At 51.9% G+C, this 16,894-nt stretch carries 14 protein-coding genes; 1 reads left to right on the top strand and 13 read right to left on the bottom strand.

Features of this window, described 5'->3' with window-relative positions; genetic code table 11:
• Positions 1-109: 109 nt before the first annotated feature.
• The 11 genes from GYMC10_RS03970 to GYMC10_RS03920 all read right to left on the bottom strand — a co-directional run bounded on the left by GYMC10_RS03970 (position 110) and on the right by GYMC10_RS03920 (position 12,985).
• The gene (locus GYMC10_RS03970; protein ID WP_012818967.1) at positions 110-928 is read right to left on the bottom strand and encodes a carbohydrate ABC transporter permease; all 819 of its coding nucleotides are present in this window, start codon (positions 926-928) and stop codon (positions 110-112) included.
• On the bottom strand, positions 928-1,794 hold the full coding sequence (locus GYMC10_RS03965; protein ID WP_012818966.1) for a carbohydrate ABC transporter permease: 867 nt from the start codon (positions 1,792-1,794) through the stop codon (positions 928-930). The genes GYMC10_RS03970 and GYMC10_RS03965 overlap by 1 nt, the downstream gene beginning before the upstream one ends.
• Positions 1,795-1,853: 59 nt before the next feature.
• Entirely contained in the window at positions 1,854-3,074 is a 1,221-nt protein-coding gene (locus GYMC10_RS03960) for an ABC transporter substrate-binding protein (protein ID WP_012818965.1), read from the bottom strand.
• A gap of 204 nt (positions 3,075-3,278) precedes the next feature.
• Positions 3,279-4,139, bottom strand: coding sequence for a transporter substrate-binding domain-containing protein (locus tag GYMC10_RS03955; RefSeq protein WP_012818964.1), 861 nt, complete (start codon positions 4,137-4,139; stop codon positions 3,279-3,281).
• Positions 4,140-4,347: 208 nt separating this feature from the next.
• Positions 4,348-6,315 (bottom strand): methyl-accepting chemotaxis protein, encoded by a 1,968-nt coding sequence (locus GYMC10_RS03950; RefSeq protein ID WP_012818963.1) that lies wholly within the window; start codon positions 6,313-6,315, stop codon positions 4,348-4,350.
• Positions 6,316-6,800: 485 nt separating this feature from the next.
• Positions 6,801-8,021 (bottom strand): sn-glycerol-1-phosphate dehydrogenase, encoded by a 1,221-nt coding sequence (locus tag GYMC10_RS03945; RefSeq protein WP_012818962.1) that lies wholly within the window; start codon positions 8,019-8,021, stop codon positions 6,801-6,803.
• Positions 8,018-8,785, bottom strand: coding sequence for a glycerophosphodiester phosphodiesterase family protein (locus GYMC10_RS03940; RefSeq protein ID WP_012818961.1), 768 nt, complete (start codon positions 8,783-8,785; stop codon positions 8,018-8,020). Before GYMC10_RS03940 ends, GYMC10_RS03945 begins: the two co-directional genes overlap by 4 nt.
• Positions 8,786-8,811: 26 nt before the next feature.
• Positions 8,812-10,125 carry an ABC transporter substrate-binding protein gene (locus tag GYMC10_RS03935; protein WP_012818960.1) on the bottom strand — a complete coding sequence of 438 codons (1,314 nt, stop codon included), beginning with the start codon at positions 10,123-10,125 and terminating at the stop codon, positions 8,812-8,814.
• Between the two features lie 61 nt (positions 10,126-10,186).
• Entirely contained in the window at positions 10,187-11,020 is an 834-nt protein-coding gene (locus GYMC10_RS03930) for a carbohydrate ABC transporter permease (RefSeq protein WP_012818959.1), read from the bottom strand.
• Between the two features lie 38 nt (positions 11,021-11,058).
• On the bottom strand, positions 11,059-11,937 hold the full coding sequence (locus tag GYMC10_RS03925; protein ID WP_012818958.1) for a carbohydrate ABC transporter permease: 879 nt from the start codon (positions 11,935-11,937) through the stop codon (positions 11,059-11,061).
• A complete protein-coding gene (locus GYMC10_RS03920; protein WP_012818957.1) occupies positions 11,930-12,985 on the bottom strand; it encodes an ABC transporter ATP-binding protein in 1,056 nt (351 codons plus the stop codon). The genes GYMC10_RS03925 and GYMC10_RS03920 overlap by 8 nt, the downstream gene beginning before the upstream one ends.
• A 361-nt stretch (positions 12,986-13,346) precedes the next feature.
• Here GYMC10_RS03920 and GYMC10_RS03915 point away from each other — a divergent pair, with 361 nt between their 5' ends.
• A complete protein-coding gene (locus GYMC10_RS03915; RefSeq protein WP_012818956.1) occupies positions 13,347-14,108 on the top strand; it encodes a DeoR/GlpR family DNA-binding transcription regulator in 762 nt (253 codons plus the stop codon).
• A 998-nt stretch (positions 14,109-15,106) separates the two neighbouring features.
• Here the strand turns inward: GYMC10_RS03915 and GYMC10_RS03910 are convergent.
• Together GYMC10_RS03910 and GYMC10_RS03905 are read right to left on the bottom strand one after the other, a co-directional pair.
• A complete protein-coding gene (locus tag GYMC10_RS03910) occupies positions 15,107-16,144 on the bottom strand; it encodes a lytic polysaccharide monooxygenase (protein WP_012818955.1) in 1,038 nt (345 codons plus the stop codon).
• A gap of 379 nt (positions 16,145-16,523) precedes the next feature.
• On the bottom strand, positions 16,524-16,823 hold the full coding sequence (locus GYMC10_RS03905) for a hypothetical protein (RefSeq protein WP_012818954.1): 300 nt from the start codon (positions 16,821-16,823) through the stop codon (positions 16,524-16,526).
• Between the last annotated feature and the right edge of the window lie 71 nt (positions 16,824-16,894).

Below are 16,894 nucleotides of genomic sequence, written 5' to 3'. Positions count from 1 at the left end.
TCGTTATGATGGGTCGCACAAGGACATGCTGCTGATTGCGGGCTCCGCAGCCCCCTGCTGCAGCGAAGGGCTGAGAGGACTAAGTGCTCCTAGGAAATGCAAAGCTGCCTTATTTTACAGCCCCCTGCGTAATGCCGTTGATGATCCACTTTTGCGCGAACAGATAGATAATGATCATCGGCAGCATCGCCATCAGATAGGAGGCAAAGGCCAGATTGAAGTCCGTGTTGAACTGCCCTTGGAATATATACTGCACCAGCGGCAGCGTATAGGAATTCGTATCGCTGATAATGATGAGCGGCAGCAGGAAGTCATTGTAGGTCGATAGGCAGATCAGAATGCCCACCGTCGCATTGATCGGGGCCATAATCGGGAATATGATTCTCCAGAATGTTCCCCAAGTCGACGTGCCGTCCACTCGGGCCGCTTCCTCCAGCGCAACCGGGATGGATTTGATATAACCTACGTACACGAATACGTTAAACGCCAAGGCATAGACGGTATGCAGGATGGTGAGCCCGACCAGATTCGTCATATGGAACCCGGCCGTCAGCTTGACCAGCGGCAGCATAATGATCGGAAACGGAATGAACATCGCGCTGATGAAATAGAAGTACAAGCCTTTGAAGAACTTCCGGTTCATATTGCGGGCAATGGCATAAGCGACGAGCGAATTCGTCAGCAGGGTCAGCACCACCGTTGCCGTTGTCACCATGGCGCTGTTGCCCAGCGCATGGAAGAAATTCGTCATTTTTATGGCGTTCGCGAAATTCTCGAAATGCAGGTCTTTCGGCAGGCCGAACACAGATGCCAGCATGTCCTCCGGCGTTTTGAGCGCAATCGTGATCGTCATATACAGCGGAAACAGGATTAATATCGTACCCAATGTGATGAGAATCATCACCGTCCAGTTGGTTTTCGTCCGCATTACATGTCCCCCTCTCTTCTCTGCAGGAACCGAATCTGCACAATCGATATCGTGGCAATCAGGATGAAGTAGATCACGGAGTTAGCCGATTGGTAAGCAAACTCGCCTCCCTCGAAGCCGCCGGTATAAATCAGATGGGAGATGGACTGCGTTGCCCGCCCCGGGCCGCCGTTGGTGAGGGCTACGATCTGATCAAAGACCATCAGGGAATTCTTCATCGCCAGCACCATGTTGATCGTAAAGAACGGCGCGATCAGAGGAAACGTTATTTTCCAGAACTCCTGCCAGCGGTTCGCTCCATCGAGGTTGGAAGCCTCGTAAAGCGTACTGGGAATGGTCTGGAGTCCGGCAAGATACAGAATCGTGTTGTAGGCAATGCCCTGCCATACCGCGACCACCACGATGCCGATCCAAGCATGCTGTTCACTGCCCAGAATATTGGTCGACAGCCACCCGATCCCCAGGTTCTGTCCCCAAATGGTGAACACATTCGAGAACAGGTAGTTGAATATGTAACCTACAATCAGCACGCTCAGAATATTCGGAAGAAAATAGATGCCCCGAAAGAAATTCCTCGCCTTGATTCTGGCGTTCAGTCCCATGGCAATCAGCAGACTGAAGATGTTGATGAGGATGGTGACCACGACCGCGAATTTGAATGTGAACCAGTACGCATTGCCCACGTTGCCATCCTTAAACAGATTGACGTAATTCTTGAAACCGATGAAATCGAAGTTTTCTCCGAATCCGTTCCAGTTCGTGAAGGAGTAATACACCCCCTGCAAAGCCGGCAGCGTCAGAAATACGAAGAACAGCACGACCGCCGGCACGGTCATCAAGTAATAAGGCATAAGCCGCTTGTTCATGTTGGGTCCTCCTCAATGCTTCTTGGATATCGTGTGAAGAAAATACCGCCTTCCGCCCGTTAACGCCTGTCAGCTACCTTGTCCCATTCGGTGTCCAGCTTCTTCAGATACCCGTCGATATCCCGGTTCTGGAGGAAGGATTGGATCACCGAGTTCAGCTGCACCGCCGCGGGAATGTAGTGGTCGGCAAAATCGATGACCTGGCCCCGCTCCAGATAAGGCAGCAGCTCTGCGACGGCGGGATCCTCCTGCTTCACGCCCTCCACGGTGGAGAACAGCGTTTGCTCCGTTATATATTGCTTGCTATTCTCAGGCTCCAGCAAAAATTGAATGAAACGCTGAGCCTCCTTTTTATGCTTCGAATCCTCGGAAATAGCCAGTAAGGTATCTACGCCCGAAATCAGTTTATTCTCCTCCGGACGATCGCCGGTCGGCAGCGGAAAGAAGCCGATCGGCGCATCCGGATTCGCCTTCCGGATTTCCGGTATGGCCCAGGTTCCTTGGATATACATGGCGGATTCTCCCCTCGCGAAATCCCGGTTCCCGTCCGCATAGTTTTTGCCGAAGTTGTCCCCATGGCCATAATCCATCAGCGCGAGCTGTTTCTCCGCAATCTCCCGGTATTTCTCGGCAAACGTTACGGTGCCTTCCCGCCGATCCATGTAAAATTCAATGCCTTCCAGGTTGGAAGCCAATGCGTTAAACGGCAGCACCGTCTGCCAATCGTCTTTATATGTGAAATAAAACGGGATTCTCCCCGCATCCTTGGCCTTCTGCGCCGTAGCCAGCAGCTCGTCCCAGGTCTTAGGAACGCTGAGCCCCAGCTCCTTGAAAATTTCCTTATTGTACATGACGCCGTTAGCGTTAGTGGAATAGGGAATGCCCGTAACCTCGTCCATGCCAGCTACGTCCTTCAGCATCTGGACATAAGTCTCATCCACCCGGCTCAGCAGCGGGTTATCCGTCAAATCCATAAATATGCCGCTTTGGGCCAGCAATGAATACGTATCGGTTGCACCCATGCCGATAATGTCGGGAATGTCATTCTTGACGACTCTTGTCTTGAGCACCGTCTCCGCATCCGGCGGATTTACCTGAACCACCTTGATCTCGGACTGGGATTCGTTAAATTTCTCGATGAGTGCATCAAAGGAGCCTTTAGCTTCAGGCTTGTTCTGAAAAAACTCAATCTGCACGCGTCCTGAGTCCTCTTGAGCGCCGCAAGCGGTCAGTATCCATACGGTCATCAAACACGCCGCAATCCATTTAGCTAGCTTCATGGTCTGCCCCCCGTTTCCTATCCTGATGTTATATGGTCGATGTCCATGTTAATTTACTACCCTATTTGCTTGGTTGGTAAACCTCCCGGACGCCGAGGCGGCGCTCTCTTCCCCTTATTGAACAAAACAAAAAAGCCAGCAGATCAGGTTCTTCAACCTGATCTGCTGGCAGGGATTGGCTATCTGTTTATAGCCTGATCCAACCTACTCCAGCCATTTTTTATGAATGTCCGCAAACTTGCCTTGCAGCTTCATTTCGTCGATCCACATTTCCAGATAGCTTGCATATTCAAAGTCGCCGCGAGGAATCATGTAGCCTTTTTCGCTGTTCGTGAACGGCTTGTCCGTCAAAGCGGCATACAGTCTGGAATCCGCCTTCGCATACGTGATCGCTTCGATTGTATCGGTGATCATCACGTCATACGTACCGTCTGCTACCAAATGCGGGATATCCAGGTTGTTCGGTACAACCGTCACATTCGCTTTGGTCAAGTGCTCGCGCACGAATACTTCGTTCGTTCCGCCCGGATTCACGCCGATGCGAACCGAAGGTTTATTGATGTCTTCAACCGTCAGGTATTTGTCTTTGTCTTCTGCACGGATCAATGGAGCTTTGCCGAAGGAAATGTACCCTTGGGATACATAAGCCGTTTTTTGTCTAGCCGTGTTACGGGTAACGCCGCCCACTGCGATGTCGAACTTATCAGCTTGCAAGTCCTTCATCATGTTGGACCAAGTCGTGTTGACGTAGCGTACTTCCACGCCAAGGTCTTTACCGAGCTCTTCCATGGCGTCAACGTCATAACCTTCATACTCTTTTGTAGCAGGATTCAAATATGTAAACGGTTTGTAATCCCCTGTCATACCAACCCGGATGTAGCCTCTTTCGATAATTTCGTCAAGCTGGGAAGCCGCTTGCTTCTTCAGTTGACCAGGTGCATTGGCCGAAGCGGATTTAGCAGATACCTCCGGTGATGTGAGGACCTCGTTTGCCGCAAAGCCCGTTGCTACCAATGATAAGCTGACTACCCCTGCCAGTAATACCTTTTTCCAATTTTTAGCCATGTTTTCGTTTCCTCCAGTTTTCTTCTAGTTGTACTTCCTGATGCCCCTTGGTGGGCAGCGGCATCGATCTGCCTTGAAACGTCGAACCTCTTCTTGCCTGTACTTCCTCTGACTTACTGCCTTGCACGCTTGCGATTTGAGCCGTTTTCCTTCCAGGCATCCCCCCTCTCAAGTACCCTTACGCGCGGTCCGTAAGATCCAGGGAATGCTAGAGACTGAATTTGCCGAGCTCTTTGCTGAGCTCCTGGGCGACCGTCTCCAGTTGTTTTACGGAGTTTGAAATCTCCTTGATGGTTGCAATCTGATCTTCCATGGCAGCCGTCACGTTCTGTGCATCATTGGAAGTCAGATCCGCAATGGATTTCAGCTCTTCAACCGAAGCGCTGACCTGTTCCGATCCAGCGGACATTTCTTCGGATGCTGCCGATACTTCCAGAATGTGATCCGCCACGTTGCGGGTCGCATTCAGAATGTTATCGAATTTCTCGCGCACATCTTCAATCAACGCAATGCCGTCCTGTACATCCTTACGGCTGACGTCCATGACCTGTACGGCGTTGATTGTGTCCTCGCGAATTTCCGTAATCAGCTTCGCTATCTGATCGGTCGAAACCTCGGACTGTCCCGCCAGCTTCTTGACTTCTTCAGCCACGACCGCAAAGCCGCGTCCATGCTCGCCCGCTCTGGCAGCCTCGATGGAAGCATTCAGGGACAGCAACCGGATTCGAGAGGTGACTTCCGTGATGAAGCTCAGAATTTGCTCGATTTCCGAGGAGCGCTCATTCAAACGCTCAATCGCCGTGCCGACCTTGGACGTGCCCGCGCCGATGTTGCCGATCTGTTTCACGGCTTGCTCAACGACAACCGATCCGGTCTCCGCTTGGCTAGCAGCTTCCTGCGCGGCTTCGGACACCATCGAGGATGTCTCGGCGATTTTGACGATCCCGCTGGCCATGTCGCTCATGGATGTCGCGATTTCGTTGGAGCTTGAGGCGTGAGCTTGCGCTCCGCTGGCAATTTGGCGAATGGAGGATCCGATTCGGTCCACGCTGTCCATGGCCGTATCGACCCCGCTCGAGACGGTTTCCGTCACCGACATGACCTGGCGGGAGGAATCGTTCACGCCGAGGACCAGATGCTTCAGATGCGATACCGTCTGGTTGAAATCGCTGGAAAGAACGGCCACCTCATCCTTGCCGCTAACTTGAATGGTCTTGGTCAAATCGCCTGCTGCGACTTCCTTCACAGCCGTGTTGAGCCTGCGGATCGGCCGGACGATCTGGGCCGTGAACCAAATTGCTGCAGCGGCGGATACGACCAGGGCCGCAACCGAGATAATGACTAACGTAAACGACATCTCCTTGATTGGAGCATTCAGCTCATGGGTCGGTGCCGTCACGAAGACCCCCCAGTTCAAGTTGGACGGTGCATAAGCCGCCGAATACTCGGTACCTTCCAATACATAATCGAACTCGCCTGGTCTGCCCTGGCTGACCTCTTCGTAGGCCTTCGTTAATCCGGCGCTGTTAACGTCCTTCACGTTGGATTGAAGGACAAGTTCCTCTTGCGGATACCACATGAACGTCCCCGATTTGCTCAGAAGAAAGGCATATCCGGTGTCTCCGAACGTTTGGGATGAGACTGTTTTCTGAACTTCGTTGATCGGAAGGGTGGAGCCCATGTAGCCGTACTGTTTTCCATCCTTCATCAGCGGAATGATCATCGTAACGATGTTATTGCCCGTCCGTTTGGAAAGCACCGGCTCCGACACGACCAGCTTGCCTTCGCCCTTCCCGGCTTCCTGATAATGGACGCGGTCGGACACGTCGGTCACCTCGCCCAGAAAGTTAATGACGTTCTTCCCCGTCAAATCGTACGAGAAGAAGAAGGTCTCAAATTCCTTGTTCACTTCCTGCGCAGCCTGAATCAACTGCAGATCCTGCTCTTTGTTACCCGTAATGAATTTCCCGATGCTTTCCACCTTGGCAATCTCCACATCAAGAAATTGGTCGATCTGAAGCGCAAGCTTCTCCGCGCTAAGCTGAGCTTCCTTGTCCAAGCTCTCCTGCAGCAAGTCAGATGACCGACTGTAAGTTACGGCAAAAACGGATCCAAGACTGACTAGCAAGAGCAAACAAATCATTGTAATCATCTTTTGCTTAAGACTCTTTAGCATGCTGTAAATCCTCCCCCAATAAGTAGCGCTTAGGTCCTATCCGATCATTCGTCCAAAATTTTTGCAAGTGCTCTTTTTTCTGTAAGGACTTTCTCTCTACATACAAAAACGAACAGGCAATGTCGAAAAATGTTGGTGTAAGATGGGAGATAAGACTCCGCTTTATAAGTTATCGGTAGCATTTGTCCAATTTTTGAGAGTTTGGCGAAACTTTTTACATAATTCGACTTTTAGGTCGTTTATGTAAAAATAGATGGGAGATGGTTCTAAATGCCTATTCAAATGAAAGAAATTACATATATCTTTAGACCTTGTTAGTGATCGGCATCGGCGGCACCACCCTCAGTCTTTGGGGCGCTGGCCGTCTTCGTAAGGCCGGGCGGAATCAAAGCACAGCTGCAGAAAAGCCAAAAAGGCTGCCCCATTGAAGCAGAAGGATCTGCTTGAGGGACAGCCTTATTTCACTCGTCGACCCTTAACCTGCCTTAATGGACAAACAAGGATCTTTGTTCGTTGTAAGCGTGGAGCAGCGTGTAGCGGCTGTATCGAACCTTGTGGGCCTCAGCCAGGCTCCGTTCCAGCAGCTCATCGCCGATCGGAAGCTCCGACACCCCGGCCGGTCCGCCTACCATGCGCATCAGATCGCCCAGCACATCCGGCTCCGGGAGATGCGTAATATGCCACCGGATGTCGTTCCACTGCAGCGCCATTCGCCGTTTTATATCTTCCGCACCCGGGGAGGAGCCTCCGTTCAGCTCGATCCCCTGCTCTCCGATACGATGATACAGCTTCGAGATTTCCACGCAAGCGGCTCCTACTTTGGCACCGTGCAGCAGCTGTTTCTTCCCTAGACGGATAAACTCCATCTCCCAATAATGGGACAGGTGATGCTCCGAACCCGAAGCCGGATGGGATTGACCGAACAGCAGCATCGCCAGTCCGGATTCGACGAGCGCCCCCATCAAGATGCGTACGCCCTCCTCGCTCCGCTTCGCAATCTGTTCCACCGCGTTCACGCACTGGCTGAGCGCGGATTTCGTCATATCCGCCGAAATTTGCAAATAGGGCTCGTCGGCCACCAAACTGCCAAACCTCCAGTCGAACAGCGATGTGTACTTGCCCAGCATATCCCCGAATCCGGCCGCGGTTAACTGGGAGGGAGCAGCCATGAGAATATCGACGTCCGCGAATATCGCGCTCGGTCCGATGGCCGGAATCGTTATCTTCTCGCCCCGTATAATGATCGGCGCTCCCTTGGAATTAAATCCATCCACCGATGCGGCCGTAGGTACGGAGATGAACGGAACGCCCGCGGTATAGGCGGCGTACCGGCTAATATCGTGAATCGTCCCTCCGCCTACCGCCAGCACCGCCTTCGCCCCGCTATGCTGGATATCCAATATGACCTGGACCAGGGATACTTCATCCGCGATGACATCTCCCTTCCGATCCGGAAGCAGCCGGGTGACCTGGACCCCAATCGAGGATTTCGCGAGCAGATTCGAAAGCTTCTGGCCCGCCTGGTCATAGGTATTATCGTCCACGACCATGACCACCGAGGTCCACCGTTTCGTCTCAAGGTAGCCCGCCACCTCGTCTAACGCTCCGTGCTGGATCTGAACCAGCTCTACTTCGTCCAGATTCGCAAGCTGATGGGCCGGTAAATCCGCCGCTAGACTCCGGACGTTCGATAAAATGGAGGTCATATCCGCGTACCCTTCTTTCCGGTAACCGCCATCGCCGGCAGCGGGTCATTGCAGGTCATGCCGGTAACCCCGCACTCCAGCGAATACCGGACGCCCTGCTCATCGTCCGGGCAATAGCTCCAGACCAGCAGACCCTGTGCCTGGAACCGGGCAACGAGTTCCGGCGTAAGCAGTGACATCTCCACGCCGATCCCCCACATTTTGGCGTAGGTGCCCTCCTCCCCGAAGTCAAAGCCGGACATTTTCTCGCCCGGAAACCCCTGAGTCTTCTGGCCATGCGTTTCATGGATATAGGTCAGAACCTGAGCATCGAAGCAGGTGAATACGCAGCGCGGCAGGTACCCGTACCGGTTCAGTATGTCCATCGCCAGGTCGGCGGCCTCTTGGGCATCGGGACTGGGCTTAATCTCCACGTTGCACAGAACCTCGGGGTATTCCCGAAGCAGTTCGCAAAGCTCCGTAAGCGTCGGGATCTTCAAGCCTTCGAATTCCCGGGCAAACCAGCCGCCCGCATCTAAGCCCTTCAGCTCCGCAAGCGTGTAATCCCTTACCTCGCCGGCACCATTGGTCGTACGCTGAACCGTTGCATCATGGATAACCACCACCTCCTTATCCTTCGTCAGCCGAAGATCAAACTCCAGCATGTCAACGCCTAACTCCAGTGCCTTGCGAAAGGCCAGCAGCGTATTTTCCGGATAAGCCGATTTATACCCGCGATGTGCAGCCACCATCATAGAGGATGGTTCCCGTAGTCGTTCGATCATATATCCTGCCACTCCTTTACCTGTTGTTATTGGGCCAAAATCCGCTCCGTCTCTTTCTTGAAGGTATCCAGTGTTGCCGGGATATCCTTGCTGTCATACATGATCGCTTCCATGGCCGAGAAGAACTCATGCATAATCTCAGGCCATGCCACATCCTTATTGGTATCCGTAGCGAATTCCAGCTGATCATAGGCTACTTTGCGGTTCGGTTCTTTGGCCCAAAGTTCTTGGATCTTCTCCGACTCCACCATCTTCTTCGTGAAAGGCAGGTAACCGGATTGCAAAATAAATTCAAGAGCGCCTTCCTCTTCCATCTCCATCCACCGGATGAACTCCCATGCCGCTTCCTTGTTCTTGGAAGAAGACAGCATCGTCACGTTCGCGCCTCCGGTCGGATTCGCATACACTTCGTCCTTAGGCAGGAATGCCGTCACGTAATCGAAATCCACCGCGCTGGACAATCCGCCGATCGATCCCGTGGATTGGTACATCATCCCGACTTTGCCTTCCACAAACATGCTGTTTACGATGTTTCCGGAATCCTGAGCGGGCGGATAATACAAAGCGCCCGTGCTTTGCAGGTCTTTCAGGTAAGTGAACATTTTGGCACCGGCACCGTTATCCGAAAAGCCGATCGACGTATTGTCGTCATTGAAGAACGTGCCGCCGGCTTGCGAAATCATGGCAATCGGATACCAAGTGTCGTAGGGCATCGTGACGCCGTATCGCTTATACTCGCTGCCTTCCTTGACGACCAGCGCGTTCGCGATCTCCTTCATTTCCTCCCATGTCGTCGGGATTTGAAGCCCGAGCTCATCCAGCAAGGTTTTGTTCACGTGCAGGATCGGGGTGGAACGGTTCAGCGGTAGCGACACCAATTGATCATTGAAGGTGGAGTGTCCCATTAAACCGGCAGTGAAGTCGTCTGCGCTGATGCCGGAGCCTTCAAGAAAAGGCGTCAGATCCTCAAGGACCTCCGAATCCGCGAACATCTGGATGTAGGCTCGCTCGAGCATGCTGACATCCGGGCCGGTGCCGGATGCAATCGCCTGCTGCAGCTTGGTTACCGTTTCGTCGTAGCTGCCCTGGAAGGTGCCTACGACTTCGATATCCTCATGGGATGCATTAAAGCGCTGAATGAGCGCATCCATGTATTCCCCGTTCTTGCCTCCCAGCGAGTGCCAGAACTGCACCGTGGTTTTCCCCTTGTCTCCGGACGGGGCTTCGGTTCCCCCGCTTCCCGGTGCTTCGCCGGGCTCGGCCGAACCTCCTCCACCGCATGCGGCAAGCAAACTGAACAGCAGGATGACGGATAGGCGTGTATACCATTTGGATTTCATGTGATTCATTCCTCCATTAATTATTCGATTATGAATGGCTGAAACCTGTCATTTCCTGTAATTATTTAATGCCTGAATAAACAAAAGCCTTCACGATGTGCTTCGAACAGAACAAATATACAAGCAGGATGGGCACCACCAGAATCACGTTGCCGGCCATGATGATATGCCAGTTGCTGATGCCCTCGGTCTCCCGCAGCATGGCGATCCCCAAGGTCAGCGGCCGGACGGCTGCCGAATCGGTCATGACAAGCGGCCAAAAATAGTCGTTCCAATGACTGACGAAGCTGAACAACGCAATGGTGGCGAGTGCCGGCTTCGACATGGGGATCATGATCTTCCGGATGATTTTGAACTCGCTGGCGTTATCCAGGCGGGCCGCTTCGATGATTTCCTCCGGAATCTGCATGAAGTATTGCCGCAGCAGGAAGATGCCGAAGGCATTCGAAACGAACGGAATAATCTGCGGGAGCAGGGTTTTGACCAATCCCCAATCCGCCATCATCAGATAAACCGGAATGAACGTAACCTGTCCCGGGATCATGAAGGCCAGCAGGATCATGCCGAACAGCAGCGTTTTTCCCGGGAATTTATACTTGGCAAAAGCATACGCGGCCGGAATCATGATCAGGAACTGCAGTACGATGATGGAACCGGTGACGACAACCGAGTTCCTGAAATAGGTCAGGAAAGGCCCCGCATTCATCGCTTCCGCGAAATTCCCCCACTGCGGCGTAGCCGGAATCCACGTCGGCGGAAACGTCATCGTCTCCCGGAATGTCTGGAGCGATGTGGAGATCATCCACAGGAACGGAAAGATGAAAATCATGAGCACTGCAGCCTTCAGCAAATAGCCCAGCGCCGTCCATACGATTTTTAAGTCAAAGGTCTTCAAACCGTGCCTCCTTTCTTCGTGGCCAAAGCCTTATAGCCTTATTGATAGTGGACCTTCTTGGATAAGAGCCGGAAATAGATGAACGTGAGCAATCCGATAATGGCCATGAGCACAACGCCTGTCGCGGCCGAATAACCGATATTGGTCGTTCGGAATCCGTATATGTAGTACACAAGCGTCGTCGTTGCATTGTTTGGTCCTCCGCCTGTCATCACCTGAACGGTATCGAAAACCTTGAAGGAGCCGATCGTCATGATGATGAGAATAAAAAACAGCTGCGGCGAAATCATCGGCAGTGTGATTTTGTAAAACACCTTGAACTTGCTCGCATTATCCAGCGCCGCCGCTTCATAAATGCTCGGCGATATGCTCTGCAAGGCTGCCACGATAATCAGGGTGTAATAGCCGATGGCTTGCCAGACCGACACGATAATGACCGACATCAACGCGGTCTTGGAGCTTTGAAGCCATGCCGACGGCGGGAGTCCAACCAGCTTGAGCAGATAGTTGAGCAGTCCTTGATTCGGCTCCATCAGCCACAGCCAGACCAGCGAGATCGATACGATGGATACGACGTGCGGCGTGAAAATCCCGGCCTGGACGATCGAATTGAAACGACCTTTCTTGTTCAGCCATACGGCGATCAGCAGGGACAGCAGCATGGTCAAAATGACGACCCCAGCCGTATAGACGGAGGTGTTCCAGAGTGCTTTGTAGAAATCCCCGCGCCCCAGAATCTGCGTGAAATTGTCCAATCCGACAAATTTGCTCTTGTCTTTGTTCATCAGGTTGTATTTGAACAAGCTTAAGTAAATCAAATAACCTACCGGATACATCACGAACAGCAGGATACCCGCCATGGCTGGCGCGATCAGCACATAGGGCCTGATCCCTTCCCAGATCCTTCTCTTATCCATGGGCCAGCCCTCTCAGCCGCTCCATGAACTCCCTGTGGCGGTTGTCCTTCTCGTCCACCCGGTTCTCATCCGGACCGAAGAAAAACAATTGGTCGGCCGGCACGCCGAGACAGACTTGCTGATCGACATGGTATCTGTCATCCGGACATTTCACCATGAATGCATGACCATCGGTCGTCTTCACCTGATAAATCGTCTCGGAGCCCAGCATTTCTCGCGTGATGACCTCGCCCTTGGCCGTGTAGTGAAACGATTCCGGTTCCGTGCCTATCACGACGCTTTCCGGACGGAACCCGAACGTCGCGCGATCGTCCCCCAGCGGCGCAATGTTCATGGGAGGAACCCCGATAAACTGGGCCGCAAACAGATTGCTGGGCTTGCGGTACACCACTTCGGGCGGCGCCTCCTGCTGAATGACCCCTTTGTTCATCAGCACGATGGTATCCGCCATCGACATGGCCTCGATTTGGTCATGGGTCACGTAAACAAAGGTCGTCCCGAGCTTCTTGTGCAGCTCGATCAGCTCGATCCGCATCTGAACCCTCAGCTTGGCGTCCAGATTGGACAACGGTTCATCCATCAGGAAGACGGACGGGTCCTTAACCATGGCCCGGGCTAAAGCCACCCGCTGCCGTTGCCCGCCGGACAAGGTGGAGGGCTTGCGGTCTAAATAATCGTTCAGTCCCACGGTTGCCCCTATGGTTTCCACCAGGCGCTTACGCTCGGCTTTGGGAACCTTATTGTTCACGAGGCCGAATTCGATATTCTCGCGGACCGACATCGTCGGGTAAATGGCGTAGTTCTGAAACACCATGGCCACGCCGCGCTTCCCCGGTGCAATGCGCGTGACATCCTTGCCGTCGATCAGAACGGAACCGGAGGTTTGAGGGTCTATGCCCGCAATCATCCTTAGGAGCGTTGTTTTCCCGCACCCTGAAGGGCCGACCAGCACGGTGAATTTTCCGTCCTCGATGGTAAGATCCAAGTCCTGTATGACGGTTTGACGATCAAACGACTTGCTCACTTTCACAAATTCAATGGATGCCAAGAGCGATCCCCCTCACCAATGTGTAATGATGCTGTCATGACAAGCGAAAAAATGAACGATTCCATAACATGAAATCCCTTACATGCACCTGATAATAAGTACGCATCAAATGCACATGTAATGATCACTTTTGTTCATTTTTATTTAATTCGATTGTAGATCTGCAATATTAGGAGAGTGTTAGGCCTTCGTACGGATTGTGTAAATTCGCTTCGCAGCAAGGGATTTAACATGGCATTAACATAACGGGAGTACACTAGATAGATATGGAGCCCATAAGCATAAAAAAGCAAAAGTGCGCATTGTATGTACAAACGCACTCTGCTGCTCATTGTCCAAATAGGAAGGGAGAAATTATCGATTGCTGGCACACGAACGAAAGAAAAGGATCATTGATTACGTAAGGCAATACCGTACGGCAACGGTTGCCGCCCTGGCATCCGAATTCGGCGTCCACACGGCCACCATTCGCCGCGATCTGGCGGAGATTGAACAGGAAGGCGCTTTGAAGCGCACGCATGGCGGAGTCATCATGGAGCAATGGACGCATAACGAGCCATCCTTTAATGAACGAACCAACTTTCATCGGGACGAAAAAATACGCATCGGCCAGCTCGCGGCTTCACTCGTGGAAGACGGGGAAAATATCATCATCGATTCGGGGACAACCACCCTTCATATTGCTACGCATCTTGTGCACCGCTCGGACATTACCGTCATAACCAACGATATGAACGTCGCCGTCGAACTTCGCGATGCTCCGGGCATCAAAGTCATCCTGACCGGCGGGGAGCTGTACCCCTCGAGCTATATGCTAAACGGCATGTTTACCGACCATGTGCTGAAATCCCTGCATGTTGAGAAAGCGTTCATCGGCACCCCTGCCCTGCATCCCCAGCATGGCCTCATGCACCCGGAGGCGCTGCTCGTCCCGGCCAAGCAGAACATGATTCAGGCCGCCGGTGAAATTGTCGTAGTCACCGACCACAGCAAGATCGGCAAGCTGTCCCTGCATACGGTCGCTCCCAACAGCGCCATTCATACCCTCGTTACCGGCAGCGAGGCTTCCGACTCGGATGTCAAGCCTTTTCAGGATCGGGGCATCACCGTTTACAGGGTTTGAGACTAGCAAACTTTGCATGCCTTTGCGTACCTGGCACCTTTGCATACTTTCGTACTTTTGCGTACCTTGGCATGCCTTTGCATACCTTCGTATCTTTGCGGACCTTGGCGGACCTTGGCATACCTTCGTATCTTTGCGTACCTTGGCGTACCGGCATATTTTTGCATACCTTCGTACCTTTGCATACCTTGGCATTGCCTGAACATACTTCTTGCAGAAAGCACGAAAGGCACCCCGGGGGTGCCTTTTTCAAGCTGCTGCTCGCCAGCGGCTTGCTCATTTATATTCCACTGCTATGTTTACCATCCATACTCGCTTTTTTCGCGATCCCTGCTTAGACCAAAAGAGCAATAAGCAGAAATTCACGGAACGTCCATAAATAAATCGCCATGTCATTCAATATGTCCAAAACTCAACGCTCGACAGCCAATCCAAGCATGCCCCGGACCACGCACCGTGCGCACAGGGAGCACAGGGAGCAGTGCGGACGATGTACTTGTTCTTTGGTATAAGGACTTCCTAACGGACTCAGAATACCTTATTTCATCGAAAACAACCCTTTTAGTAACTTTAGCGGACCCAGCGGACCTTATTTGCTGTTTTAATCGGTATTTGCTCCCGTATTTATCATAATAGCGGATCTGGAGTCCGGTACATTGTGAAAAATCGGGTTATGATCTTGAATAACGGAACTAGGGTCCGTTTAAGTTGGCGAAAGTCATGAAATCATCGAAGGAAGAACATCGACGGTCAGTGAACCCACAATATTTCTATAGGTAATTCCAAGCCATCAGGGTCAATGCGCAGCCGACGGAAGCTATCTCCTCTACGCTTATTAGAAGCTATCTCCTCTATACTTATTAGTGGAAGTAAAAAAAGGAAATATACCACCCGCATAGCGGGTGGTTCTTTGTTTCGCGCGGTTCACGCACTCAACTGGCTAAAGCCTAAGAAAAATCCGGCAGTCATTAGACGCCGGATCCTGTCAAACGATCGATTTAAGGGATAACCTTCCAAACTTCGGCAGATCCAGGTGTTTCGCCTTGAGTCCACCATCTTGCTTCATAGTTCACGCCATTGTGGCTGACTTTGCTGCCGCCTAAATAAACGGCCGTTGCGCTCCATGCCGGATAGGTCGTGGAGCTTCCGGATGTTGAAACCGTAAGCGGAGCCGATGCCGATGATTTACTGCCTGAGCTGCTGACGGCTACTACAGTGTACGTATAGGACGTTCCTGCGGTTAACCCCGTGTTGGTATAAGAGGTTGAAGTCGATGTACCCACAAGGGATCCGTTACGGTAGATTTCATAACTGGAAGCCCCGGTGGAAGCTGCCCATGCCAAGGATACGCTGCTGCTTGTTTGGGATGGGGAAGTAAGTCCCGTCGGTGCAGGAACGCCTGGGTTCGGAGTTCCGCCGCCACCGCCGAAGTCTACATCGATGACGTTATAGAAAGCGTTAGCCGTGTCAGCTACTTCCCATACCGCCAGAATGACATGGTAACCGGACTTGGCAGGAACGTTACATGTGGATGCATAGTTTGTCGGAGGTTTTACGCCGCCGTAGTTAATGGAGCAGAAAGGCGTCAGATCGAACGAAGCTCTGCTCAGCGGAGCATTTTGATCCCAGCCGTCTTTCGTAATGTAGTATTTCCAGCTTGCCGTCGCATGGTTGGCCGTCAAATGCCATTGGAACGTCGTGGTTCCCGGGGAAATGCTTACTTTGCTCCAGCGAGTTGCGGACTGCTCATCGAGTTTAGGGAACGCGCCGCCTGCACTCGCGATTTTGCCATCGGCGGGACCTGCGTTCGGCCAGCCTTTAGGAGCTTCCAAGCTTTGCGGCTCATACACGATGGCGCCGCAATCGGTGTTTTGCCCCTGCTTACACAGAATGGCGCGGCTTCCTGGAGAATCGACATATCCGTGGGCAGAAGCTTTATCCGCAAATAAAACCATGAACAAGGTCATCAACAACATCGTGGAACCAGCAATGATCAAATTCTTGAGCCAAGCTTTGTTCGGCAAACTTAAAGTCATACAATTAATCCTCCTTTAATATAAAAGATAATAAATAAAGCGTTTACACAACCTCCGGCTGCTCAGGCCACCTCCCCTTCTTTGATACAGTAGTTGCCCTCTTAACTTACAGATAACTTGACTGAACTTGGAAATCTTCCACAATCATTGTCCAAGCTTTACCAGTACTATCATTATTTTAAAGCATCTGGAAGTCGTATCCCATAACACTAATCAACGATTTGTTACACATTTCAATGAAATTGGATAAATATGTAACCTGAAATGTTATGAAAACACACGGAACTTGCAGAATAAAATCGCAAAAAAAAGCATGCCTCCCCTGGGGGAATCATGCTTTCATCCATGCTGTTCGATCCGTTCAGACCGCGAAGCAACTCTATTCCACGCCGTCCCTAAAATGCTTCTTGTAATGTTTATCCCCTTTATGCTCCAAATCCTCGATCGTAAGCTCCAGGGTATGAATAATCTGTTCCTTGACCTGATTCAACGTGTCAAAATACACGTTCTCCTCCGCTCCAACGATGCGTGTGCCACTAAGTGCCTGAACGGCCTGGTAAACCCGGTGCTGTTCGGCCAAATCGTCGACGGCCTGCAGCGTATGTTTCATCTGAAGGAACAGATCCTTATGATGCTGGGTGGTCAAACGTTTTTCAAGCTCCTCGATTCTGGCATTCATGGCAGCTCTCTCCTTCGCAATAAGATGCTTTCGATTATACTTCCTTGGAATCCCCTTTTCCAATAAATTCT

It is taken from the genome of Paenibacillus sp. Y412MC10, from assembly GCF_000024685.1.
Taxonomy (GTDB): Bacteria; Bacillota; Bacilli; order Paenibacillales; family Paenibacillaceae; genus Paenibacillus_AQ; species Paenibacillus_AQ lautus_A.
The sequence above is the reverse complement of the archived record's forward strand: the minus strand, read 5'-3'. Positions and strand labels throughout refer to the sequence as shown.

Bases quoted from the DNA above. Each gene is read 5' to 3' on its own strand.
- GYMC10_RS03945 (WP_012818962.1), bottom strand. From the start codon at position 8,021: ATGACCTCCATTTTATCGAACGTCCGGAGTCTAGCGGCGGATTTACCG.
- GYMC10_RS03970 (WP_012818967.1), bottom strand. From the start codon at position 928: ATGCGGACGAAAACCAACTGGACGGTGATGATTCTCATCACATTGGGT.
- GYMC10_RS03925 (WP_012818958.1), bottom strand. From the start codon at position 11,937: ATGGATAAGAGAAGGATCTGGGAAGGGATCAGGCCCTATGTGCTGATC.
- GYMC10_RS03935 (WP_012818960.1), bottom strand. From the start codon at position 10,125: ATGAAATCCAAATGGTATACACGCCTATCCGTCATCCTGCTGTTCAGT.
- GYMC10_RS03950 (WP_012818963.1), bottom strand. From the start codon at position 6,315: ATGCTAAAGAGTCTTAAGCAAAAGATGATTACAATGATTTGTTTGCTC.
- GYMC10_RS03940 (WP_012818961.1), bottom strand. From the start codon at position 8,785: ATGATCGAACGACTACGGGAACCATCCTCTATGATGGTGGCTGCACAT.
- GYMC10_RS03965 (WP_012818966.1), bottom strand. From the start codon at position 1,794: ATGAACAAGCGGCTTATGCCTTATTACTTGATGACCGTGCCGGCGGTC.
- GYMC10_RS03960 (WP_012818965.1), bottom strand. From the start codon at position 3,074: ATGAAGCTAGCTAAATGGATTGCGGCGTGTTTGATGACCGTATGGATA.
- GYMC10_RS03910 (WP_012818955.1), bottom strand. From the start codon at position 16,144: ATGACTTTAAGTTTGCCGAACAAAGCTTGGCTCAAGAATTTGATCATT.
- GYMC10_RS03955 (WP_012818964.1), bottom strand. From the start codon at position 4,139: ATGGCTAAAAATTGGAAAAAGGTATTACTGGCAGGGGTAGTCAGCTTA.
- GYMC10_RS03905 (WP_012818954.1), bottom strand. From the start codon at position 16,823: ATGAATGCCAGAATCGAGGAGCTTGAAAAACGTTTGACCACCCAGCAT.